Source organism: Roseovarius sp. (genome assembly GCF_027019125.1).
Lineage (GTDB): Bacteria > Pseudomonadota > Alphaproteobacteria > Rhodobacterales > Rhodobacteraceae > Roseovarius.
Genome location: NZ_JALUXE010000034.1, coordinates 326,309 through 348,719 on the forward strand (window position 1 = coordinate 326,309; position 22,411 = coordinate 348,719).

Below are 22,411 nucleotides of genomic sequence, written 5' to 3' on the forward strand. Positions count from 1 at the left end.
ACCACGATAACACCCCCGCGCCCGCTCGCAATCGCGCTTTGGTCTTTCGTCCCGCACCATGGATTTGTAAGGTCGCCCGAAGAACAGGGGGACACAGGTGAGCACAACGGGATCAACCGTCACGCCGATGATGGCACAATATCTGGAGATCAAGGCGCAGTATCCGCAAGCGCTGCTCTTCTACCGCATGGGCGATTTCTACGAACTGTTCTTTGATGATGCCGCCGCTGCCGCCGAGGCCCTGGATATCGCGCTTACCAAGCGCGGCAAACATCTCGATCAGGACATTCCCATGTGCGGCGTGCCCGTTCATGCCGCCGAAGGCTATCTCTTGACCCTCATTCGCAAGGGATTTCGCGTCGCCGTCTGCGAACAGATGGAGGATCCCGCCGAGGCCAAGAAACGTGGCGCCAAATCGGTGGTCCGGCGTGAGGTGGTGCGCCTTGTCACCCCGGGGACCCTGACCGAAGAAAGCCTGCTTGAGGCGCGCCGCCACAACTACCTGGTCAGCTTCGCCCATATCCGGGGTGCGGGCGCGCTGGCCTGGGTGGATATTTCCACCGGCACCTTTCATGTCATGCCCCTGGCTGCCGCCCGCCTTGGCCCCGAACTGGCCCGGCTCGCCCCCCGCGAAGTGCTGTTGGCCGAGGCGGATATCGCGAGTTTGGGTGAAATAGTCTCTGAATCAGGGGCATCTCTCACCGGTTTGGGACAGGCCGCCTTTGACAGCACGGCTGGCGAACGGCGGCTCTGCCTGCTTTTTGGCGTCGACACGCTCGATGCTTACGGGGCCTTCACCCGTCCCGAAATTGCCGCGATGGGCGCCATCGTCGATTGGCTCGACATCACGCAAAAGGGCAAATTGCCCTTGTTGCGGCCCCCAACCCGCGAAAACGAGGCGCGGGTGATGCAGATCGACGCCGCCACCCGGCGCAATCTCGAACTGACCCACAGCCTGGGCGGCACGCGCGCCGGATCACTGCTGGCCACGATCGACCGCACAGTCACGGCTGGCGGAGGACGCCTTCTGGAGCGGCGCATTTCCAGCCCGAGCCGCGTTCTCGACATCGTGCAGGCACGCCTTGATGCGGTGCATTTCGCGCTGGAACAGAGCCGCCTGTGCGGCGACCTCCGCGAGGCTTTGCGCAAGGTGCCCGATCTCGACCGCGCCTTGTCGCGTCTTGGTCTGGATCGCGGCGGTCCGCGGGATTTGGCGGCGGTGCGCAACGGTCTGGCACAGGCGACAGAGATCGCCGCGCGTCTTGCCGACGCCGATTTGCCACCCCTTTTGCACGAGGCGGCCTCGGGTCTGACCGGCCATGACGCGCTGCTCGATCTGCTCGATCAGGCGCTGGTGGCCGAACCGCCCCTGCTGGTGCGCGACGGTGGCTTTGTGGCGCCCGGCTATGACAGCGACCTCGACCAAGCGCGCCAATTGCGCGACGAGGGGCGCGGCGTGATCGCCCGGATGCAGGGCGATTACATCGCCCAAACCGGCATTCCCTCGCTCAAGATCAAACATAACAACGTGCTGGGCTATTTCATCGAGGTGACCAGCACCCATGCCGACCGGATGCTGGGCGCGCCGCTGAACGAGACGTTCAAACACCGCCAGACCACCGCCAATCAGTTGCGCTTTACCACCGTGCCGCTGAGCGAGATGGAAACCCGGATTCTGAACGCTGGCGGGCGTGCGCTCGAGGTTGAAAAACGTCTCTATGAGAGCCTGAAAGCTGCAATTCTCGACCACGCTGCCGCGATTGCCCGATGCGCCCGCGCCCTGGCAGAGCTGGATCTGACCGCCGCCCTTGCGGACCTGGCCCGCGCCGAGAACTGGTGCCGCCCCGTGGTGGACCAGAGCCGCGCACTCCGGATCGAGGGCGGGCGGCATCCGGTGGTAGAACGCGCGCTGCGCGCCCAAGGCGGCGATCCCTTCATCGCCAATGATTGCGATCTGGGCGAAAACAGCGACATCTGGTTGCTCACCGGCCCGAACATGGCGGGCAAATCCACCTTTCTGCGCCAGAACGCGCTTATCGCCCTCCTGGCGCAGATCGGCAGCTATGTGCCCGCCAGATCCGCCCATATCGGCATGGTCAGCCAACTCTTCAGCCGCGTCGGCGCCTCGGACGATCTGGCACGCGGACGCTCGACCTTCATGGTCGAGATGGTCGAGACCGCCGCCATTCTCAATCAGGCGGACGATCACGCGCTGGTCATCCTCGATGAGATCGGACGCGGCACAGCCACTTGGGACGGGCTCAGTATCGCCTGGGCTACGCTGGAACATCTGCATGATGTGAACGGCTGCCGCGCGCTCTTTGCCACGCATTACCACGAATTGACGCAACTCAGTGACAAGCTTGCCCGTGTCGACAATGCCACCGTGCGCGTCAAGGAGCATGACGGCGACGTCATTTTCCTGCATGAGGTGCGCCGTGGCGTGGCGGATCGCAGTTACGGTGTGCAAGTGGCAAAGCTGGCGGGGCTGCCAGCCTCGGTCGTGGCGCGGGCGCGCGTGGTGCTCGATGCGCTGGAGAAAGGCGACCGCGAAGGCCAACGCACACAAAAGGCGCTGATTGACGAATTGCCGCTCTTCGCCGCCGTCGCTCCGGCCCCGTCGCCGAAGCCTGGCCGCGAGTCGGCGGTGGAAACGCGGCTTGCCACCGTCCTGCCCGACGCTCTCACGCCACGCGAAGCGCTCGATCTGATCTATGAACTCAAGGCGATCGCCGGGGAACAGGCCGACAAGGCGGGGTAAGCCCCGCCTCTGGACGCATCAGCCGCGATTCGACGACACGCCGACCTGCGCGGGGCGCAGGATACGATCATGCAGCATGAATCCCTGGGTCGAGACCTGAATGATGTCGCCCGCTTTGGTGCCGGGCAATGGCGCCTCGAACATCGCCTCGTGATGCTGCGGGTCGAACCGGTCGCCGACCTGCGGATCGATCACGGTGATGCCGTGTTTGGCAAAGACATTCAGCAATTCTCGCAGGGTCAGCTCGATGCCCTCAAAGAGCGCGGCAGAGGCGGCGCGCTGCTCTTCGTTGACGGTGTCCAGCGCCCGCTTGAGGTTGTCATGCACCGGCAGCATATCGCGCGCCAGCTTTGACCCGCCATAATTCTCGGCTTCGCGCCGATCCTTCTCGGACCGCTTGCGTGCATTCTCGGCATCGGCCAGCGCGCGCATGAACTTGTCGCGCAGCGCGTCCCGCTCGGCGCGCAGCGCATCAAGCTCCACGGCGTCATCACTCATATCGTCATCCATACCCTCACGCTCCTGCGCGGCGGCCTCTTCGATATCATCGAGAAAGCTGTCTTCTTTCGGCTCTGCCATTCTTCACCTCTAACTCCGGTCGGAGATCAGTTTGCCCACGAGCTGCGCCGTGTAATCCACAATCGGCACAATCCGCCCGTAATTGAGGCGCGTGGGGCCGATAACTCCAACCGCACCGACGATCTTACGGTCAGCGTTCATATATGGAGAGACCACCAAAGAGGAACCCGAAAGTGAGAAAAGTTTGTTCTCAGACCCAATAAAAATGCGCACACCGGCCCCCTCATCGGCCAGTTCGAGGAATTCGGCGATGTCGCGCTTGCGCTCGAGATCGTCGAACAGGATGCGAATCCGCTCCAGATCCTTCTCCTCGGAGGCGCCATTGAGCAGATTGGCGCGACCGCGCACGATCAAACGCTCGTATTTGTCGCCCTCGCCCTCCCAGACAGCAAGGCCGCTATCGATCAGGTCGCGGGCAAGCTGGTCAATCTCTTGCCGCCGCGCCGCGATCTGACGCGCGATCACGGTCTGCAGATCCGACAGGGTCTTGCCCTCGATCAGCGCGTTGAGAAAATTCGCGGCCTCTCGCATGGAGCTGGGCGTTTGCCCCGGCGGCGGCGTGAAAATCCGGTTCTCGACATGGCCGTCGGAGAACACCAGCACCACGAGCGCGCGATCATGGCCGAGACTCACGAATTCGATATGCTTGATCGGGGCCTCATGCTTGGGCGCCAGCACCAGCGACGCGCCCCGCGTCACACCGGACAGCGCCGCGCCGATCCGGTCCAAAACGCCACCCACGTCCTGCGAATTGCTGCCCACCGTCGCATCAATCGCCTGCCGGTCCGTCGCCTCCAGATTGCTGACCTCCAGCAACCCGTCGACGAACATCCGCAGCCCCTCTTGCGTGGGAATCCGACCGGCACTGATATGCGGACTGCCCAAGAGGCCCATATACTCCAGATCCTGCATGACGTTGCGGATCGTGGCGGCGCTGACCTTTTCGCTGAAATCACGGGTCAGCGTGCGCGATCCGACCGGATCGCCATTGGCCAGATAGCTTTCCACCACGCGGCGAAAGACCTCGCGCGAGCGGTCGTTGAGCTGATCGAGAATCGAGGCGGTGTCTGTCATGCGCTGGGCTTTCTGTCTCCTGATCTATTAAGGATCGCGCAAGCCAAAGGTCAATCGGGGTTGCCATCAGCGGCCCGGTCCATATATCCCGAGACATCCAAGGAAAGGGACACAGGATGCGACCGTCGGGCAGAAATCTAAGCGAAATGCGCGCTGTTTCAATTGAAACTGGCGTGCTCAAGCACGCAGAGGGCTCTTGCCTGATCAAGGTGGGCGATACCCATGTCCTGTGCACCGCCACCATCGAAGAGCGCGTGCCGCCGTTTGTCAAAGGCTCGGGGCTGGGCTGGGTCACGGCGGAATATGGCATGCTGCCCCGCTCGACCGGCAGCCGCATGCGCCGCGAGGCAACAGCCGGCAAACAGGGCGGGCGCACCGTTGAGATCCAGCGCCTGATCGGCCGCAGCCTGCGTGCTGGCGTGGACCGCGTGGCGCTGGGCGAGCGCCAGATCACGGTGGATTGCGACGTGATTCAGGCAGACGGCGGCACCCGCTGTGCCTCGATCACCGGTGGCTGGGTCGCGCTCAAACTGGCGGTGCAAAAGCTGATGAAGACGGGGGAGGTGTTGAGCGATCCGTTGACCGACCCTGTGGCCGCGGTGTCTTGTGGTATCTACGCCGGTCAACCCGTGCTCGATCTCGATTACCCCGAGGACAGCGAGGCCGGGGTCGATGGCAATTTCATCATGACCGGCACCAAACGCCTGATCGAAGTGCAAATGAGCGCCGAGGGGGCAACCTATAGCCGCGACCAGATGAACGCACTGCTCGATCTGGCCGAACAGGGCATCGACCATCTGGTTCAGAAACAGCGCGAGGCGACCGGTGCGTAAATTCACCGACGACCGGCTTCTGGTTGCCACCCATAACGCGGGCAAACTTGACGAGATTCGCGCGCTTCTGGCGCCTTATGGCGTCGAGGTGGTCGGCGCGGCGGCGCTCGGCCTGCAGGAGCCGGCCGAGACGGAAACGACCTTTGTCGGTAACGCACGGATCAAGGCCCATGCAGCAGCCCAGGCCACCGGCCTGCCTGCGCTCTCGGACGATTCCGGCATCGCGATCGATGCACTCAACGGCGGACCCGGTGTCTATACGGCAGATTGGGCCGAAACAGAGACTGGTCGCGACTTCAACAAGGCGATGCAGCGTGCGCATCATGCGCTCTTGGAGAGCAAGGAACCACAGCCCTGGACGGCGCGGTTCTGCTGCACCCTGGTCTTGGCGTGGCCTGATGGACATGACGAGGTTTTCGAGGGTACGGTCGAGGGCTGGGTGATCTGGCCCACGCGCGGCGCAGAGGGACACGGCTATGATCCCATGTTCCAGCCGCTGGGCCATGACCTGACCTTTGCCGAAATGAGTCCGGCGCAGAAGAACCGCATCAGCCACCGCGCGGACGCCTTTCGCAAACTGGTCGCAGGCTGTTTTGGCTGAGGATTGGCAGCAGGGTGGCTTTGGCCTCTATCTCCACTGGCCGTTTTGCGAGGCCAAATGCCCCTATTGCGACTTCAACAGCCATGTCGCGCGGCAGATCGACCAAACCCGTTGGCGCGCGGCCTATCTGAACGAGATTGACCGTTACGCGGCGCTGGCGCCCAATCGGGTGCTGAACACGATATTTTTCGGCGGGGGCACGCCGAGCCTGATGGCGCCCGAAACGGTGGCGGCAATTCTCGACCGTATCAGACAGCATTGGCCCATGGCCAATGATCCGGAAATCACACTCGAGGCGAACCCTGGTTCGGTCGAGGCCGGGCGATTTCGTGCCTTTGCCCAAGCAGGCATTACCCGCGTGTCGATGGGCATTCAGGCGTTGAACGATCGCGATCTTCGACGGTTGGGCCGTATCCACAGCGTTTCGGAGGCAAGGCAAGCCTTTGATATAGCGAGAGAAAACTTTACGCGTGTCTCTTTCGACCTGATCTATGCCCGTCAGGATCAATCCCTCTCGGATTGGGCATCCGAACTGCGGGACGCGCTCTCGATGGCGGCCGATCACCTCTCCCTGTATCAACTCACCATCGAATCCGGCACCGCCTTTGGCGATCGCTACGCGGCGGGCCGACTGCGCGGCTTGCCAGAGGACGATACCGCCGCCGAAATGTATGAGGTAACGCAAGACATCTGCGAGGCCGCAGGCCTGCCCGCCTATGAGGTATCGAACCACGCGCGCCCCGGGGCGGAATCACGGCACAACCTGATCTATTGGCGCTACGGCGATTATATCGGCATCGGGCCCGGTGCGCATGGGCGACTCACCCGCGACGGTCGTAAATACGCGACCGAGGCGCTTCGCGCTCCGGGCAAATGGCTGGACAGCGTTGAACATGGCCGGGCAAGCGAAACATGGGATCTTCTGTCCGGTCCGGATCAGGCTGTGGAATACCTGCTCATGGGTCTGCGGATCACGGACGGAATTGATCCGGCGCGGGTTGCGTCGCTTGGAGGAAAGCCGCTGGACGAAGGCGCCATCGAACACCTCAAGTCCATTGGCATGATCGAAGCGCACGGTCACCGCTTGCGCGCAACCCGCGCGGGGCGCGCGGTGCTCAACGCGGTGATTCGCGATCTCTTGCCGGATTAGATGCTGAGCATACCAATCAGGCGGTCCAACTGATCGAGCGACGCGTAATGGATGGTGATTCGACCATTTTCCTGCCCTGGAACATGGTGGATCTCGACCTTCATCGTGAGGCTCGCCGACAGATCATCCTCGAGCGCGCGCGTATCGGCATCCTTGAGGACTTCCTTGGGTGGCTTGGCGGCGCGGCCGGTTTCCATGAAGATATTGCCGACCCCGGCCTTGGCCAGCTTTTCGGTATCGCGCACCGAGAGCGATTTCTGAATCACTTGCCGCGCGGCAGCGGTGGGATCATCCAGCGTGATCAACGCGCGGGCATGACCCGAAGATAGCTTGCCCTCGCGCAGATAGCCCAAGACCTCTTCCGGCAGGGACAATAGCCGCACCGAATTTGCGATATGGCTGCGACTCTTGCCAAGCGCCTCGGCCAACCGCTCTTGGGTATGGCCGAATTTCTGCATCAGCTGCTGATATCCAAAGGCCTCTTCCACCGGGTTGAGATCGGCACGCTGAATATTCTCGATGATCGCAACCTCGAGGACCTCGGTATCGTTGAAATCTCGCACCAAAACAGGAATCTGATGCAATTTGGCCATTTGTGCCGCGCGCCAGCGGCGCTCTCCGGCGACGATTTCATACTCCCCCTCCCGATCCGCGATGGGACGCACGATCAGGGGCTGCAACACGCCCTTTTCCGAAATCGAGCGCGCCAGATCCTCGAGCAGCGCGCTGTCGAAATCGCGTCGCGGCTGATTTGGATTGGGCCGGACCTTTTCCACCGGCACCAACAGATCCGGGCGCCTTGGCGCGTCAGCTGCGCGCCCCGGTCCCTCAGTCGTGACGTCCGCCATCAACGCAGACAGCCCACGACCCAGACCACGCGGTTGAGATTTCTTGCCAGTCATAGCCGGTTCCCTTTGATCAGGCAGCGACTCGCGCCGCGTTTTCCATCAGTTCCTGCGCCAGATCGCGATAAGCCTGCGCGCCCTTGGACAACGGATCATAGCTCAGCACGGACATCGCGTAGGAAGGTGCTTCGCTCACGCGGACGTTCCGGGGAATCCGGGTGCGAAACACCAGCTCTCCCAGATTGTCGCGCGCGTCCTGTTCCACTTGGGTCGAGAGATTGTTGCGTGCATCAAACATCGTCAGCACGACCCCCTCGATTCGCAGCGCCGGATTGGCCGTCTGCCGGATCTCCCGGATCGTCAGCATGAGCTGTGACAGGCCTTCGAGGGCGAAAAACTCGCTCTGAAGCGGAACAAGCACGGAATGTGCCGCCACCATGGCATTCACCGTCAAGAGATTGAGCGACGGCGGACAATCAATCAACACATAATCAAATCCGTAACGATCCATTTCAGGATGTCGGAGCGCGTCATGCAGCAAGAAGCTGCGCTTCTCGTTCGAGATGAGTTCGATATCTGCCGAGGACAGATCCACCGTCGAGGGAATGATCGACAGGCGCTCTTGTGCCGTGGCCTGAATGACATCCCGCAACGGGGCCTCGTCAAGCAATAGATCATAGACCGTAAACTGCCGCGCCTCCACATCGAGACCCAGCCCCGTCGAGGCATTGCCCTGCGGGTCAAGATCGACAATGAGGACTCGCACACCGAGCTCTGCCAAGGCCGCCGCCAGGTTGATGGTCGTCGTCGTCTTGCCCACCCCGCCTTTCTGGTTGGCAATGGCGATGATTTTCGGTCCTTCGGGGCGCGTCGGATCAGGCACGGGACACTCCTGTGATGGCGAAAATGACGGGACCGTCTTCTGTGGCACTTTTAACAAGTCGATGGTTGAAGCGCCACGTTCTTTCGGCATCGGTCAGCTCATTTTCCCAGCTTACGCCTTTGGGAAAGAGCGCGACACCGTCGGGGGCCAAATGCCGCTCGGCAAATCCCAAGAGTCCGCTCAGATCAGTCAGCGCCCGCGCGGAGAGCACATTTGCACTCTGTGGCGCCGCCTTCTCGATCCGCTCGTTGAGCACCGAGGCGGTGAGCCCGGTTTCACGGATGACAACCCGCAGAAACGCGGCCTTTCGGGCGTCCGATTCGATCAGGGTCATCCGCCGCGGCGATTCACCGTCCTGACCCAGAATCGCAACCACCAGGCCCGGAAAGCCGCCCCCCGAGCCCATGTCGACCCAATGGTCCACCGGGTGCGGGGCCAGCGCAAAAATCTGCGCCGAATCGGCAAAATGCCGGGTCCACATCTCATCAAGGCTCTTTTTGGACACCAGGTTGATGCGCGGATTCCACTTGGTCAGCAGGTCTCCATAGATCTCGAGCCGCTCCTGTGTTTCACGTGAAACATCCGGCAGGCCGGTCACGCGATCTTCTCCCGAGCCGCCTGCCGCAACTTGGCGAGAATCAGGCTCAGCGCCGCTGGCGTCATCCCTTCGATACGCGCCGCCTGGGCGAGATTCTCCGGGCGTACCCGCTCCAGCTTCCCCTTGAGCTCGTTCGAAAGCCCCTCAATCAGCAGATAGGAAAACGCCTCGGGAATAGCGTGCGCCTCATCCCGCTTCATCTTCTCCACATCGCGAGCCTGCCGGTCGATATAGCTGACATAAAGCGCGTCCCGCGCAAGCTGCGCCTGACACTCTGGATCAATCGCGCCATACTCTGGATCAAGCCGCAGGAGATCGGCAAACGCGACGTCAGGAAAGGACAGCACCTGAAACGCGCTGCGCCGCGCGCCGTCCTGATTGACCTTGAAGCCGCTTTCGGCCAGTTGGCGCGGCGTATAGCTTGCGGCCTCCAGCAACGCCTTGCCTTGCGCCAGCCGCTCCATCTTGTCCGCAAACACGGCGCGGCGCGTCTCACCAACACAGCACAGGTCAATGCCCATAGGCGTAAGCCGTTGATCGGCGTTATCCGCACGCAGCGACAGACGAAACTCCGCCCGTGACGTGAACATCCGATAGGGCTCGCTGACACCACGCGTGGTCAAATCGTCAATCATCACCCCAATGTAGCTGTCCGTTCGGCTAAAGTGAACCGGATCGCGCCCTTTCGCCTCTTGCACCGCATTCATGCCCGCAACCAGCCCCTGCGCCGCGGCCTCCTCATATCCGGTGGTCCCATTGATTTGCCCTGCGAGGAAAAGTCCGGGAACATCCTTGACCGCCAGACGACTGTCGAGCGCGCGCGGATCGACATAATCGTATTCAATCGCATAGCCCGGCTGCAGGATCTGGACCCGCTCCAGGCCCACAATGGAGCGGACATAGGCCTCCTGCACCTCTGCGGGAAGTGACGTAGAGATCCCATTTGGATAGATCACATGATCAGACAGGCTTTCCGGCTCCAGGAACACCTGATGCGATGCCTTATCGGAAAATCGAACGATCTTGTCCTCGATCGACGGGCAATACCGCGGCCCGATCCCATCGATATGCCCACCATACATCGCGGACCTGCGCAGATTCTCCCGAATGATCTCGTGGGTTTGCTCATTCGTATGGGTGATCCCGCAAGAGATCTGCCGTGCCATTGGGCCTTTCGACAAAAACGAAAACAGGACGGGTTCATCATCCCCGGGCTGCTCCTCGAGCCGCGACCAGTCGATCGTTTCGCCGTCCAGCCGCGGGGGCGTTCCCGTCTTCAACCGCCCCATCGGAAGGCCGAATCCATCCATCCGCTCGGCCAGACGTACTGCCGGACGGTCCCCCATCCGCCCACCTGGGTAGGATTCGTCGCCAATATGGATCACGCCACGCAAAAAGGTTCCGGTCGTCAAAACCACGGCCGCGCCGGCTATCTCGCTTCCATCCGCCAGGCGAACGCCGGTAACCCGGTTGCCCTGCATCAGAAAATCTGCCGCCTCCCCTTCGACGATCTCCAGGGTTGGGCAGCGCTCCATTTCGCGCAGCATCTCTTCGCGGTAAATCTTGCGGTCCGCTTGCGCCCTTGGCCCTTGAACAGCAGGGCCTTTCCGCCGGTTCAGCAGACGAAACTGGATGCCCGCCCGATCGGCAACCCGGCCCATGACCCCGTCCAGCGCATCGATCTCTCGAACCAGATGCCCCTTGCCCAGCCCGCCGATGGCCGGGTTGCACGACATCACCCCGACACCGGCCCGGCTCAACGTCACCAGCGCCGTCCGCGCGCCCATGCGCGCCGCCACATGCGCGGCCTCCGCCCCGGCATGCCCACCGCCAATCACGATGACGTCAAAATGTTTCACGTGAAACACCTCTCACTTACCCAAGCAAAAGCTGGCGAAAATCTCGTCGAGAACCATCTCGACATCTATCCGTCCTACCAGAGAATCAAGCGCACGGATAGCTACACGTAGCTCTTCCGCTGCAACCTCCGCCACCGCTTCCCCCTGAGGAAGAATGTCCAGCGCCGCCTGCAAAGCGGCCAAACCACGCTCCATTGCTTGCCGGTGCCGCGCCCGCGTCGCGATCCCGGCATTGGCCACCCGCGTGCTCAATACCTGGCCAATCCTCTCCACCAGCGCGCCGACACCCAAGCCGGTCTTGCCCGAAACGGCGTTCTCCACATCGCCCAGCAAATCCGCTTTGGCCCATATGACAATATCATCTGCCCGCGGCTCCATTTCCGGCCGCTGACCGGCCTCCACCAGAAATACCCGCAGATCCGCCGCCTCTGCCCGCGCGCGCGCCCGGGCGATACCAATGGATTCAACCGCATCCGCTGTTTCCCGCAGGCCAGCCGTGTCGAGCAAGGTCACCGGCAACCCCGCCAAATCCATCCGTACCTCGATCACATCACGCGTGGTCCCGGCATACTCCGAGGTGATCGCCGCCTCTCGCCCGGCCAAGCTATTGAGCAGCGTCGATTTTCCAACATTTGGCGCACCAATGATCGCGACTTCGAATCCGCTTCGAATCCGCTCGCTCACCAGGCTGCCTGAAATCTCCCGCTCCAGCGCCGCGGAAACCTGACCTACCAGCTCCGTCACCTCCGGCGAGACGTCCACCGGCACCTCCTCATCGGCGAAATCAATGGTCGCTTCCAAAAGTGCGACCGCACGGATCAAATGACCACGCCATTGCTCGCACTTCTCACCCAAAGCACCGGAAAACACCCGCAATGCCTGTTTGCGCTGTGCTTCGGTCTCCGCATCGATGAGATCGGCAAGCCCCTCAACCCGCGCCAGATCAAGCCGCCCATTCTCCAACGCCCTGCGCGTGAACTCCCCGGGTTCCGCCAGGCGCAGACCCTCGATCTGCCCCAGCCTCTCAAGAACCGCCGCTATCACCGCTGCGCTGCCATGTAGATGAAATTCCACCGTCGCCTCACCGGTGAAACTCTGCTTTTCTGCAAATGTCAGGACCAGCGCCTGATCCAGCCGCTCGCCATCCCCATCCCTGAGAACCCTCACAGCTGCCCTACGCGGTTCAGGCACGTCGCCACAGATCTGACGGCACGCGTCAAAGGCGCAGGGCCCGCTTACACGGACAACCGCAACCCCCGCCTTCCCCTGTGCTGTGGCCAAGGCATAGACCGTGTCCATCCGGACACCTCCGTTTCCGCTCCGACTCAGGTGTTCATCGAGTCAAAAAACTCGGCATTCGTCTTGGTCTGCTTGAGCTTCGACAACAGGAACTCCACCGCATCCGTGGTCCCCATCGGGTTCAGAATCCGGCGCAGAACAAAGGTCTTCTGCAGATCGCTCTTGTCGATCAACAGGTCTTCCTTCCGCGTGCCCGACTTGAGAATGTCAATCGCCGGGAACACACGCTTGTCCGCGACCTTGCGATCCAGAACGATCTCAGAGTTGCCAGTGCCCTTGAATTCTTCAAAGATCACCTCATCCATCCGGCTGCCGGTGTCGATCAGGGCTGTCGCAATGATCGTCAGCGATCCACCCTCTTCGATATTCCGCGCCGCCCCAAAGAACCGCTTCGGCCGCTGCAACGCATTGGCATCCACACCCCCGGTCAGCACCTTGCCCGACGACGGCACCACCGTGTTATACGCCCGGCCAAGACGCGTGATCGAATCGAGCAAAATCACCACGTCCCGCTTGTGCTCGACCAACCGCTTGGCCTTCTCGATGACCATCTCCGACACGGCCACATGTCGCGTCGCCGGCTCGTCGAACGTCGAACTCACCACCTCACCCTTGACCGACCGCTGCATGTCCGTCACCTCTTCCGGCCGCTCGTCGATCAAGAGCACGATGAGATAGCACTCCGGATGATTCTTCTCGATGCTATGCGCGATATTCTGCAAGAGCACGGTCTTCCCGGTGCGCGGCGGCGCCACGATCAAGGATCGCTGCCCCTTCCCGATCGGCGCAACAAGGTCGATGATCCGCGCCGACCGATCCTTGATGGTCGGATCCTCGATCTCCATCTTGAACCGCTCATCAGGATACAGCGGCGTCAGGTTATCGAACGCGATCTTGTGCCGCGCCCGCTCCGGATCCTCGAAATTGATCTGCGTGACCGAGGTCAGTGCGAAATACCGCTCGGTTTCATCGGGCTGCTTCATTTGCCCTTCGATCGTATCCCCGGTCCGCAAAGAATACTGCCGGATCATGTCGGGCGAGACATAGATGTCATCCGGACCCGGCAAATAGTTCGCCTCCGGCGAGCGCAGAAAGCCAAAGCCATCCTGCAGCACCTCAAGCACCCCGTCGCCATAAACGGTCCAATCCTCCTCGGCCCGCTCCTTGAGGATCGAGAACATCATCTCGCCCTTGCGCATGGTCGAGGCGTTCTCGATCTCCAACTCTTCGGCGATCGTCAACAATTCCTTGGCGCTCAGCGCCTTGAGATCGGACAGGTTCAAACGGTCTTCGGACATGGGAAATCCTCTGGTGACACCCGAATTTGGATGCGGCCTATGGTCAGAAACGGGGATTCGACAGCCACCAGAACAGCGGCCCAGCGCCTACATAGGCAACAGGCCCCTCCACGTCAATCCAGCTCAGAATTTCACCACGACCGACAGCACGATCACCACCATCGCCAATGTCGGAACCTCGTTCATGATCCGGTGCTGCCGACCCGTCCGGGTATTGGCGCCTCGGGCAAATTCCTTGCGCCGCAGAGCCAGCCACATGTGAAACCAGGTCATGACAGCGACGCCCGCAAGCTTCGTATAGGGCCAGACCGACCCCCAATCGACAATCCCCGGCGTCATCACAAGCAACAGACCAAACACCCAGGTCGCAATCATCGACGGCCGCATGATGTACCGCAAGAGCTTGTATTCCATCACCTGAAACACAGCATCCCGGCTATCCCCCGGTTGCGATTGCTCGGTGTGATACACGAACAGGCGTGGTAAATAAAACAGGCCGGCCATCCACGCGATCACCGACATGATATGCAACGCCTTGATCCAAGGATAGGCGAGGCTCAAGACATCACTCATGCTATGCTCCGGTCCATTCTGGGACTTCTTAAATATTAAGTAAGATATAAGAAAGGATGTAGTGGGATGTAGGGCGTTCCAATTCTGTGGATAATCAGCCACCCCACAGGATTATCCCCATGGGGACAACTATGGTGACGGAATTTCAACATCTCCCTGAACTCCACGGAAAATCTGCTTTTTCGTGTTTAACTTCAATGTAGTCCTGAATCTGGATGTCCCCGGTTTCCGCTCTTGGGTCTGTGAATAACTCTATCAGGTCCAACCTATCCCAACCCCCAAGTTATTCTTTCCCACACCCGCAGAACTCGGACGGAACTTTCCCGAAGCGCCCTCTTGTCCCCGGATGCGCGGGCGGGATGGATTTCTTCCGCAATTCTACCTAGACATTCCATCAGGTTATTCCGCAGGTTATCCACATGCATGTTCCTCTCATCCTTGCCTCAGGCTCCACCATTCGCCAGAGCCTCCTGCGCAACGCGGGCCTCGCGTTCGAGACGGTGACACCCCGCGTGGATGAAGACAGCGTCCGTGCCGCGCTTCTCGCCGAAGGGGCCAAACCACGCGACATTGCCGACGCGCTGGCAGAGCTCAAGGCAACCAAGATCAGCGCCCGCCATCCCGCCGCGCTCGTGATCGGCTGCGATCAGGTGCTCGACCTGGGCGGCGCGCTTCTCTCGAAACCCGAAACTGTCGATGAGGCCCGCGCTCAGCTTGCCGCCATGCGGGGCAAGCGTCACGATCTCCTCTCGGCGGTTGTGATCTGTCAGGCGGGCCGCCCGCTTTGGCGGCATATCGGCACCGCGCGCATGACCGTGCGCTCCTTCTCCGACGACTGGCTCGATGGCTACCTGTCCCGCAACTGGCCCGATATCGCCGAGAGTGTCGGCGCCTACAAGCTCGAGGCCGAAGGTGTCCGCTTGTTCTCTCGCGTCGATGGTGATTACTTTACGGTTCTTGGCTTGCCGCTGCTCGATCTTCTGTCCTTTCTCACCCTCCGAGGAGACCTGCAACAATGAGCGATGACAAACAGCCTCTGGCCAGAATTCCACTGGCGGGCGTGATCGGATCGCCCGTCGCCCATTCGAAATCGCCGCAATTGCATGGCCACTGGCTCAAGACGAACGGGATCGCGGGATACTACATTCCCATGGATGTCGGGGCCGACGATCTGGCGCAAGTGTTACAAACCTTGCCCAAAATGGGTTTCGTCGGCGTCAATATCACCGTTCCGCACAAGGAACGCGCGCTTGCCCTGGCCGATCTCGTGACGGATCGCGCCACCCTGATCGGTGCCGCGAATACGCTTATCTTCCGCAAGGACGGCAAATTGCATGCCGACAATACCGACGGCTACGGTTTCATCCAGAACCTGCGCCAGAACGCCCCCACATGGAAACCAGAGGCCGGACCAGCCGCCATCCTTGGTGCCGGCGGCGCTGCGCGGGCGGTTGTCGCCTCGCTTCTCGATGTCGGCGTGCCAGAGATTTTCATTTCCAACCGTACCCGCATCCGCGCAGACGCATTGCAATCCGAATTCGGCAAGCGTCTGACCGTTGTCGATTGGGTTCAGGCCGGAAACATGCTGGAAGACGCGGTGACGGTCGTCAACACCACCTCTCTTGGCATGTTGGGCAAACCGCCCCTGCGCGTCCCGCTCGACGGGTTGCGGCGCGGGGCCCTGGTCACGGATCTCGTTTATGCACCTCTCAAGACCCAGCTTCTGATCGAGGCCGAGAAATTGGGCTGCGTCACCGTTGATGGGCTTGGCATGCTCTTGCATCAGGCCGTGCCAGCCTTCGAGCGTTGGTTCGGTGTGCGCCCCACCGTCGATAGCGCCACCCGCGCGGCCGTTTTGCGATGACCATTCTGATTGGCCTCACCGGTTCGATCGGCATGGGCAAGTCAACCACCGCCCGTCTCTTTCACCAGGAGGGCTGCCCGGTCTGGGATGCCGATGCCGCCGTCCATCGCCTTTACGCCCCCGGCGGCGCGGCGGTGGCACCCATGGCCGCGGTTTTTCCCGAGGCAATCGAAAACGGCGGCATCTCCCGTGCGCGGCTCAAATCGATCATCGCGGCCGATCCATCGGCGCTTGCCCGGATCGAATCCATCGTTCATCCGCTCGTCGCCCGTGACCGTGCGGATTTTGTACAAAACCACCGTACGAACCTTACAGACCTTACACACTCCAACCCGATCCTCGTCCTCGATATTCCCCTGCTCTTCGAGACTGGCGCAGATAAAGGCATGGATTACACCGTCGTGGTCAGCGCGCCCACCGAGACACAGCGCGCCCGGGTTCTTGAACGCGGCACCATGACGCCCGAGCAGTTCGAGAATATCTTGCAAAAACAAATGCCTGATGCGGAAAAGCGTGCCCGCGCCGATTACGTGATCACGACAGACACCCTTGAATCCGCCCACGCGCAAGTGCAGTCTGTCCTGCGTGACATACGGCAAAAGGTGGCCCATGCGTGAAATCGTCCTCGACACGGAAACCACTGGTTTTGAACCAGAATCCGGCGATCGCATTGTCGAGATCGGCGCCGTCGAGCTCTATAATCACATGCCGACGGGCCGCACCTTCCATAAATACATCAATCCCCAGCGCGCCATGCCCGAAGAGGCCTTTGCCGTGCATGGTCTGGGGGATGATTTCCTGCGTGACAAGCCTTTATTCGCTGAAATTGCTCAGGAATTTCTGGATTTCGTGCAGGACGCGCGGCTTGTCATCCACAATGCCGCCTTCGATATGAAGTTTCTCAACGCCGAACTGGGCTGGCTCAAACTACCGCAATTGCCCTGGGAACGGGCCATCGACACCCTTGCCATCGCACGCAAGAAATTTCCCGGCTCTCCCGCTTCTCTCGATGCGCTATGTCGCAGATTTCAAATAGATAATTCCGCTCGGACCCTGCATGGCGCCCTGCTGGACTCCGAGATATTGGCTGAGGTCTATCTGGAACTGATCGGAGGTCGGCAGCCAGATTTCGTGTTGTCAACAGGTCCAACCGCAAAATCTGGTAAGGTGACCGAGACATCCACATGGCGGCCGATGCCGCGCCCGACGCCCCTCGCCTCGCGTCTGACACCGTCAGAGGCGGCCGCCCATCAGGCCTTCGTGGACAAGATGGGCGACGCGGCTCTCTGGCGAAAACTGTCTTAGGCGTCGGCCTTGGGGGCCGCGGCCTGCGCCTGACGGCGCGCGATCTCGCTGCGATAAAGCTGAACGAAATCAATGTTCTCAAGGTTCAGGGGCGGGAAGCCACCGTCATGCGTGATGTCGCTGACGATGCGCCGGATGAACGGGAAAACCATGCGCGGACATTCGATCAACAGGAACGGATGCAGCTGCTCGTCCGGCACGCCCTCGATGTGGAAAACGCCGACATATTCCAGTTCCAGCACGAACAGAACCTCGTTGGCGGCCTTGTTCCGCGAGTTGATGGTCAACTTGACCACCACTTCATATTGATGTTCCACGCTCCGCTTCTTGGCATCGAGGTTCACCGCCACCTGCACATCGGGCTGCACCTCTCCACCGGTGCCGCGCTGCGCCAGCACGTTCTCAAAGGACATATCGCGGATGAATTGCGATAGGATGTTCATTTTCAATTGTGGCCCGGCCTGTGCGGTGCCATTTTCATGTTCGGCCATGAAAACCTCCTGAAGGGATAATGTTGCCTTCCCTTAGCAGGACGCGCCCCTTCTCTCAATGCCCATCCTGTGCTGTGACAGGGTTGAGTTTCTCAACCGCCGTGAACAAACACTTGCGAAAGAAAGGCTTGGCCAACACCATATTTTGTTTCCGCGGGATCAAAACGTCGAGAGTTTCCTTTTCTGCGCGATTGCTCATCAGGATCACCGGCACCTGCGCCAGACCACTTCGGATATATTCCAGCTCTCGAGGCACGGCATCCAGCCCGCCAATGTGGTCGACGTCGACAATCAGCAAGGACCACCGTTCAGGCCGTGCAATAAGATCCCCGATCAACGTGTCATGGTCGGAACACAGATGCACCTCACAGTCGTAATCGGCAAGCCACTCACAGCATTTGCGGCTGTTCCGGTTGCTCGCCGCACTCACCGCGACCCGCCGCACACGGTTCAACCCCTCCATCCTCGGCTGATAGGACAACCAGACAGGCGGTTCGGTATCAATGATCCGATCATTGACGCCATCATTCCTCTCCGTGTCATACGGGTTTTGTGGTTCGGTCGCGATGTTGCGCATGTAATATCCGCCAAGCATCACGAGGATAAAGCTGACCTGCGCCGCATAGGCCACAAGAATGGCCCACCACAACGACGAGAGGATAAAACTCGCCAAGGCAAACACCACGATCGCGACCCCGAGGCTCAGCAGGATCGTGGTGGTCGCAAACCCGGGCTTGGATCGTTTTTGAGCGCGCAGAGGATCACGGCCATTCTCAGGCTCATTGTCCGGGGTCGTGTTGAAACGCGGTTTGATGCTCTTATGTCTCAATCTACCCTCAATCATTGGGTTTGCTCGGGCTTTGGAAAACACAACCATGTATAGACGCAGTACCGAAATGCGGTACACGATAGTGGGCGCCATTTCAGGTTTAGAAACCCGCCTCTCTTCAAGATATTGATAATTAGATCAATAAAACAGCACCTTGGTCGACAACGCGATCGTAACAGACCATAGACCCGAGTAAAAGGTGCAACTGAAAGGGCTCATAGATTTAATCTGCCTGAGGTTGTGGCGCGCCAAGACTAAGGCTTCGTATTCGCCACCTGCCGTGATCTTCGGCGCATCACCGGGCCCATGATCAATGGGGTGACATACATCGGCACCTGATAGCAGCCGATGAAAAGCAGCAGATCAGCGGCTGTATCTGCCGGCAGCGCCCCAAGAAAGAGCGCGAGGTTGCGATTGCCGGCGATGATGGCAAGTGACGGTGCCGTGGCGACCCGGCCAAATCGGCCCACGGCGAAAAACACCACAATTTGCGCCCCGAAATTCAGGCCAAAGACCAACGCCAATGTGCGCCAAAGGTCAGGACTTGCCGTCAGCAATGCCGGGCCGACAGCCGACATCAATCCAACCACGACCACTGCCATGACCCCGGTAATCAGACCCTCGACCGCCCTTTCCCCTTGGTAAGATTGAAAAAACCGCACACGTCTGCGCAGGATCAGGCCAAGCACCCCCGCGACCGCAATCACCGCAAGAAGCTTGGCCGCTGCGATGGCTACCATTGCCGGGCCGCCAAACACCGGCATCACCCAAAACACTGGCAAGGCCGTCAGCGGCAAGAGCATCGTGCCAATGATCAGTTGCCGCAGGGCGGGCGCGGGATCGCCCCCTACCATCAGTGTCAAGCCCGGACTCCCTGTCAGCGGGGCGGAAGCCAGCACCAACACCACCCCGATCCCCAGGGTTGACGCAAGCCCGCCCGCCAAACCGAGGGCGCCGATGGCGGCCATCGGCATGACGACCTGCATGATCAGCGTAATCGCGACATAGCCGGGAACATCACCCCAAGCTGGAAACGCGTGCAAGACGTCAACGCGCAAGGTGCTAAGAAACAGAAGAAAAACAATCATTGGAAAGATCAGAGAGGCCAGGCTCTCGGCGGCCTCGGGCACCAGGATTCCCACGATCAGCCCGAGAACGAGCATCAATCGCCCGTGACGCGCCAATCCATGCAGCAGCGTGATCAAATCGCTGCCGCCCCGCGTGCCGCCTGATCATATCCGCCTGACAGCGCGCGCAGCAGCGCCGCCAACCGCGACAGTTCTGCCGGGTCCACGCCGATCTGTTGCACCGAGCGCACCAACAAGGCCTCACGCACGCGACCATATTGCGCGCAATAGTCCTGCCCCGTTTCGGTAATGGCGATGGTTTTTTCCTTACCATTACGACCAGCCCTCACAAGCCCTTGTTTTTCAAGCTTTTTGACAGCGTAATTGACCAGATGCGTGTCCTCGATATTGAGCACGAGGCAGATATCGGCAAGGCTCTTGGCGCGCTCGCGGTGATACACCAGATGCACGATCAGGACCTCCAGCGGTGTCAGTCCCGGCATCCCCGCAGCCGTCATGCAGCGGACCATCCAGCGTTGAAACGCATGGTTCGCCATCGTCAGGGCAAACTCCATCTCGGACAGTTCCGGCAAACCCGAATCTGCCAGATGCGCCGACGAGACAACAGGTCCTAACGGGCGAGCATTGTCTGAGGTATCCATAGGGCGATCTCCGGAAAGAGTGTCAGAATTGCCGTGGCCAGCACCAAGAGCAGAAAGAACGGAAAGGCATAGCGCGCGATCTCGAAAATGCTGCGCCCGGTAATGGATTGCAGAACAAAGAGGTTGAAGCCCACCGGCGGGGTGATCTGGCTCATCTCCACAACGAGGACGAGGAAAATGCCGAACCAGATCGGATCAATCCCTGCCGCCAGAACCATTGGAAGGATGACCGAAGTGGTCAGGACCACAATGGAAATGCCATCGAGGAACATGCCGAGAATGACAAAGAACACCACAAGCGCCGCAAGAAGCAGATTGGCCGAATAGCCCTGTTCCCCGATCCAGGCCGCAAGCGCGCGCGGGATGCCCGTATAGCCCATGGCAACGGTGAGAAAGGCAGCGCCTGCCAGAATAAAGGCGATCATGCAGGTGGTGATCGTCGCCCCGCGCAGCGCCTCCCACGTTCCCTGCCAATCCAGCGAGCCACCGATGGCCGAGAGGATCAGCGCACCCAGAACGCCCACGACAGCCGCCTCTGTGGGCGACGCCAATCCTGCATAGATCGATCCGATCACCGCGACAATCAACAGGATCGTCGGCCCCAAGAGCGTGATCGCCCTGAGCTTTTCGCCCCAGGACGTCGCTGGCTCGCGCTCCGGCATACGCTCTCGGTTCATCAGCGCCCAGATCATCGTATAGCCCGAGAAAAGCGCGGCGAGCAGAATGCCCGGCCCGATCCCGGCCAGAAAGAGCCGCGCAATGCTCTGCTCTGTGGCCGCGCCATAGACGATCAGGATGATCGACGGCGGGATGAGAAAGCCGAAGGTGCCCGATCCGGCCAGCGTGCCAATGATCATCCGGTCGTCATAGCCGCGTTTCGTGAGTTCCGGCACCGACATGCGCCCAACGGTCGCTGTGGTTGCGGCAGACGATCCCGACACGGCCGCAAACAGCGCGCAGCCAAAGATATTGGCATGAAGCAAACGCCCCGGCAGTCTCCCGGTCAGCGGGGCAAGGCCCGAAAACATGTTCGATGACAGCCGCGAGCGAAACAGGATTTCCCCCATCCAGATGAACATCGGCAGCGCCGTCAGATCCCAGATGTTCAGCGCGCCCCAGACCTTTGTGCCAAAGACCAGTTCGGCGGGCGCGGAACTGGCCAGCATCATCGCCACCAGCCCCACGGCGATCAGCCCGAAGCCAACCCAAAGACCAAGCGCCAGGGCACCAAAGAGCACCGCAACCAGCAGAAGAGAGAGGATTTCAATGCCCATCCTGAATGCCCTTTCCGTCTTCGGCCCGTTGAAAGGCGGGGCTTGATCCGCTCAGCAGCACGATCAATTCGTCAAGAAGCGCGATCCAGAACAACATCAACCCAAGCATCATCACCGCTTGTGGTATCCAGAGCGGGAACTTTGCCATCCCAAAGGAAACCGCGTTGAACGTCCAGGAATCCAGCGCCTGAACCCCAGCGCTATAGAGCGCAAAGCCACAAAGACCGAGCGCCAGAACAAGCGCCACCGCAGAGAGCAGGCGGGCAAAGGACGCCGGGACCGAATGGATCAAGAGCGTCACCCGCACATGCCCCCCGGCCCGCAGCGTGCCCGCAAGCGCCAGAAATGCCGCGCCAACGAACAGAAACCCGCCAAGTTCCGACAAAGAGGTGATGGCGATGCCCACAGGCTCTTGACCGAGGGAAATCAGGCTCTTGTCGATCACCCGGCCAAGGACCTGCACCAGAACCAGAAGGGCAATTGCCACCAGCGACAGGGCAGCAAGCACAAAGCCCGCAGCATAAAGACGATCCAGCAGCCCGCGCAGCATCCGCAGTCTCCCTTTG

23 protein-coding genes are annotated in these 22,411 nt (G+C 60.7%); 8 read left to right on the forward strand and 15 right to left on the reverse strand.

Translation table 11 applies throughout. The annotated features are described in order from the left end of the window. Window positions 1-127: 127 nt before the first annotated feature. Entirely contained in the window at window positions 128-2,761 is a 2,634-nt protein-coding gene (gene mutS / locus MVC20_RS17895) for a DNA mismatch repair protein MutS (protein WP_297544238.1), read from the forward strand. Between the two features lie 18 nt (window positions 2,762-2,779). On the opposite strand, the gene MVC20_RS17900 is transcribed toward mutS, so the two are convergent. Then, window positions 2,780-3,340, reverse strand: coding sequence for a nucleotide exchange factor GrpE (locus tag MVC20_RS17900; RefSeq protein WP_297543864.1), 561 nt, complete (start codon window positions 3,338-3,340; stop codon window positions 2,780-2,782). A 9-nt stretch (window positions 3,341-3,349) separates the two neighbouring features. Further along, window positions 3,350-4,414, reverse strand: a complete 1,065-nt coding sequence (gene hrcA, locus MVC20_RS17905; RefSeq protein ID WP_297543866.1) for a heat-inducible transcriptional repressor HrcA — start codon at window positions 4,412-4,414, stop codon at window positions 3,350-3,352. Between the two features lie 116 nt (window positions 4,415-4,530). On the opposite strand from hrcA, the gene rph reads away from it, so the two are divergent. Genes rph through hemW form a run of 3 tightly spaced genes read left to right on the forward strand, consistent with a single transcriptional unit; the run spans window position 4,531 to window position 6,998 of the window. Beyond that, a complete protein-coding gene (gene rph, locus MVC20_RS17910) occupies window positions 4,531-5,247 on the forward strand; it encodes a ribonuclease PH (RefSeq protein WP_297543868.1) in 717 nt (238 codons plus the stop codon). Further along, window positions 5,240-5,848 (forward strand): RdgB/HAM1 family non-canonical purine NTP pyrophosphatase, encoded by a 609-nt coding sequence (gene rdgB, locus MVC20_RS17915; protein WP_297543871.1) that lies wholly within the window; start codon window positions 5,240-5,242, stop codon window positions 5,846-5,848. Before rph ends, rdgB begins: the two co-directional genes overlap by 8 nt. Then, window positions 5,841-6,998, forward strand: a complete 1,158-nt coding sequence (hemW, locus tag MVC20_RS17920) for a radical SAM family heme chaperone HemW (RefSeq protein ID WP_297543873.1) — start codon at window positions 5,841-5,843, stop codon at window positions 6,996-6,998. Before rdgB ends, hemW begins: the two co-directional genes overlap by 8 nt. Here the strand turns inward: hemW and MVC20_RS17925 are convergent. From MVC20_RS17925 to hemJ, 7 genes are all read right to left on the reverse strand, one after another. Further along, window positions 6,995-7,900, reverse strand: coding sequence for a ParB/RepB/Spo0J family partition protein (locus tag MVC20_RS17925; RefSeq protein WP_297543875.1), 906 nt, complete (start codon window positions 7,898-7,900; stop codon window positions 6,995-6,997). The genes hemW and MVC20_RS17925 overlap by 4 nt on opposite strands. Window positions 7,901-7,916: 16 nt before the next feature. Next, window positions 7,917-8,726, reverse strand: coding sequence for an AAA family ATPase (locus MVC20_RS17930; RefSeq protein ID WP_297543878.1), 810 nt, complete (start codon window positions 8,724-8,726; stop codon window positions 7,917-7,919). After that, window positions 8,719-9,324, reverse strand: coding sequence for a 16S rRNA (guanine(527)-N(7))-methyltransferase RsmG (gene rsmG / locus MVC20_RS17935; RefSeq protein WP_297543880.1), 606 nt, complete (start codon window positions 9,322-9,324; stop codon window positions 8,719-8,721). Before rsmG ends, MVC20_RS17930 begins: the two co-directional genes overlap by 8 nt. After that, on the reverse strand, window positions 9,321-11,183 hold the full coding sequence (gene mnmG, locus MVC20_RS17940; protein WP_297543882.1) for a tRNA uridine-5-carboxymethylaminomethyl(34) synthesis enzyme MnmG: 1,863 nt from the start codon (window positions 11,181-11,183) through the stop codon (window positions 9,321-9,323). Before mnmG ends, rsmG begins: the two co-directional genes overlap by 4 nt. A gap of 12 nt (window positions 11,184-11,195) precedes the next feature. Further along, window positions 11,196-12,482 (reverse strand): tRNA uridine-5-carboxymethylaminomethyl(34) synthesis GTPase MnmE, encoded by a 1,287-nt coding sequence (gene mnmE / locus MVC20_RS17945; RefSeq protein WP_297543884.1) that lies wholly within the window; start codon window positions 12,480-12,482, stop codon window positions 11,196-11,198. 26 nt (window positions 12,483-12,508) lie between these two features. Continuing rightward, window positions 12,509-13,780 (reverse strand): transcription termination factor Rho, encoded by a 1,272-nt coding sequence (rho, locus tag MVC20_RS17950; RefSeq protein ID WP_297543886.1) that lies wholly within the window; start codon window positions 13,778-13,780, stop codon window positions 12,509-12,511. 123 nt (window positions 13,781-13,903) lie between these two features. Continuing rightward, complete coding sequence (gene hemJ / locus MVC20_RS17955; protein ID WP_297543888.1) at window positions 13,904-14,353, reverse strand: protoporphyrinogen oxidase HemJ; 450 nt, start codon at window positions 14,351-14,353, stop codon at window positions 13,904-13,906. Between the two features lie 419 nt (window positions 14,354-14,772). Between hemJ and MVC20_RS17960 the strand changes: the two genes are divergently transcribed. The 4 genes from MVC20_RS17960 to dnaQ are packed head-to-tail and all read left to right on the forward strand — an operon-like array spanning window position 14,773 to window position 17,522. Continuing rightward, window positions 14,773-15,372 (forward strand): Maf family nucleotide pyrophosphatase, encoded by a 600-nt coding sequence (locus tag MVC20_RS17960; protein ID WP_297543890.1) that lies wholly within the window; start codon window positions 14,773-14,775, stop codon window positions 15,370-15,372. After that, a complete protein-coding gene (locus MVC20_RS17965) occupies window positions 15,369-16,217 on the forward strand; it encodes a shikimate dehydrogenase (RefSeq protein WP_297543892.1) in 849 nt (282 codons plus the stop codon). The genes MVC20_RS17960 and MVC20_RS17965 overlap by 4 nt, the downstream gene beginning before the upstream one ends. Further along, window positions 16,214-16,834: a dephospho-CoA kinase gene (coaE, locus tag MVC20_RS17970; RefSeq protein ID WP_297543894.1), complete on the forward strand. Its 621-nt coding sequence runs from the start codon at window positions 16,214-16,216 to the stop codon at window positions 16,832-16,834. Before MVC20_RS17965 ends, coaE begins: the two co-directional genes overlap by 4 nt. Further along, a complete protein-coding gene (dnaQ, locus tag MVC20_RS17975; protein ID WP_297543896.1) occupies window positions 16,827-17,522 on the forward strand; it encodes a DNA polymerase III subunit epsilon in 696 nt (231 codons plus the stop codon). The genes coaE and dnaQ overlap by 8 nt, the downstream gene beginning before the upstream one ends. On the opposite strand, the gene secB is transcribed toward dnaQ, so the two are convergent. The 6 genes from secB to MVC20_RS18005 form a co-directional block, all read right to left on the reverse strand. Further along, window positions 17,519-18,013, reverse strand: coding sequence for a protein-export chaperone SecB (gene secB, locus MVC20_RS17980; protein ID WP_297543898.1), 495 nt, complete (start codon window positions 18,011-18,013; stop codon window positions 17,519-17,521). The two genes, dnaQ and secB, sit on opposite strands and share 4 nt — an antisense overlap. Before the next feature lie 55 nt (window positions 18,014-18,068). Beyond that, window positions 18,069-18,842: a response regulator gene (locus tag MVC20_RS17985; protein WP_297543900.1), complete on the reverse strand. Its 774-nt coding sequence runs from the start codon at window positions 18,840-18,842 to the stop codon at window positions 18,069-18,071. Between the two features lie 254 nt (window positions 18,843-19,096). Further along, on the reverse strand, window positions 19,097-20,047 hold the full coding sequence (locus MVC20_RS17990; RefSeq protein WP_297543902.1) for a hypothetical protein: 951 nt from the start codon (window positions 20,045-20,047) through the stop codon (window positions 19,097-19,099). Continuing rightward, window positions 20,044-20,571, reverse strand: a complete 528-nt coding sequence (locus MVC20_RS17995) for a winged helix DNA-binding protein (protein ID WP_297543904.1) — start codon at window positions 20,569-20,571, stop codon at window positions 20,044-20,046. The genes MVC20_RS17990 and MVC20_RS17995 overlap by 4 nt, the downstream gene beginning before the upstream one ends. Then, window positions 20,541-21,845: a TRAP transporter large permease subunit gene (locus MVC20_RS18000; protein ID WP_297543906.1), complete on the reverse strand. Its 1,305-nt coding sequence runs from the start codon at window positions 21,843-21,845 to the stop codon at window positions 20,541-20,543. The genes MVC20_RS17995 and MVC20_RS18000 overlap by 31 nt, the downstream gene beginning before the upstream one ends. Then, complete coding sequence (locus MVC20_RS18005) at window positions 21,835-22,395, reverse strand: TRAP transporter small permease subunit (RefSeq protein WP_297543908.1); 561 nt, start codon at window positions 22,393-22,395, stop codon at window positions 21,835-21,837. Before MVC20_RS18005 ends, MVC20_RS18000 begins: the two co-directional genes overlap by 11 nt. Window positions 22,396-22,411 lie beyond the last annotated feature (16 nt).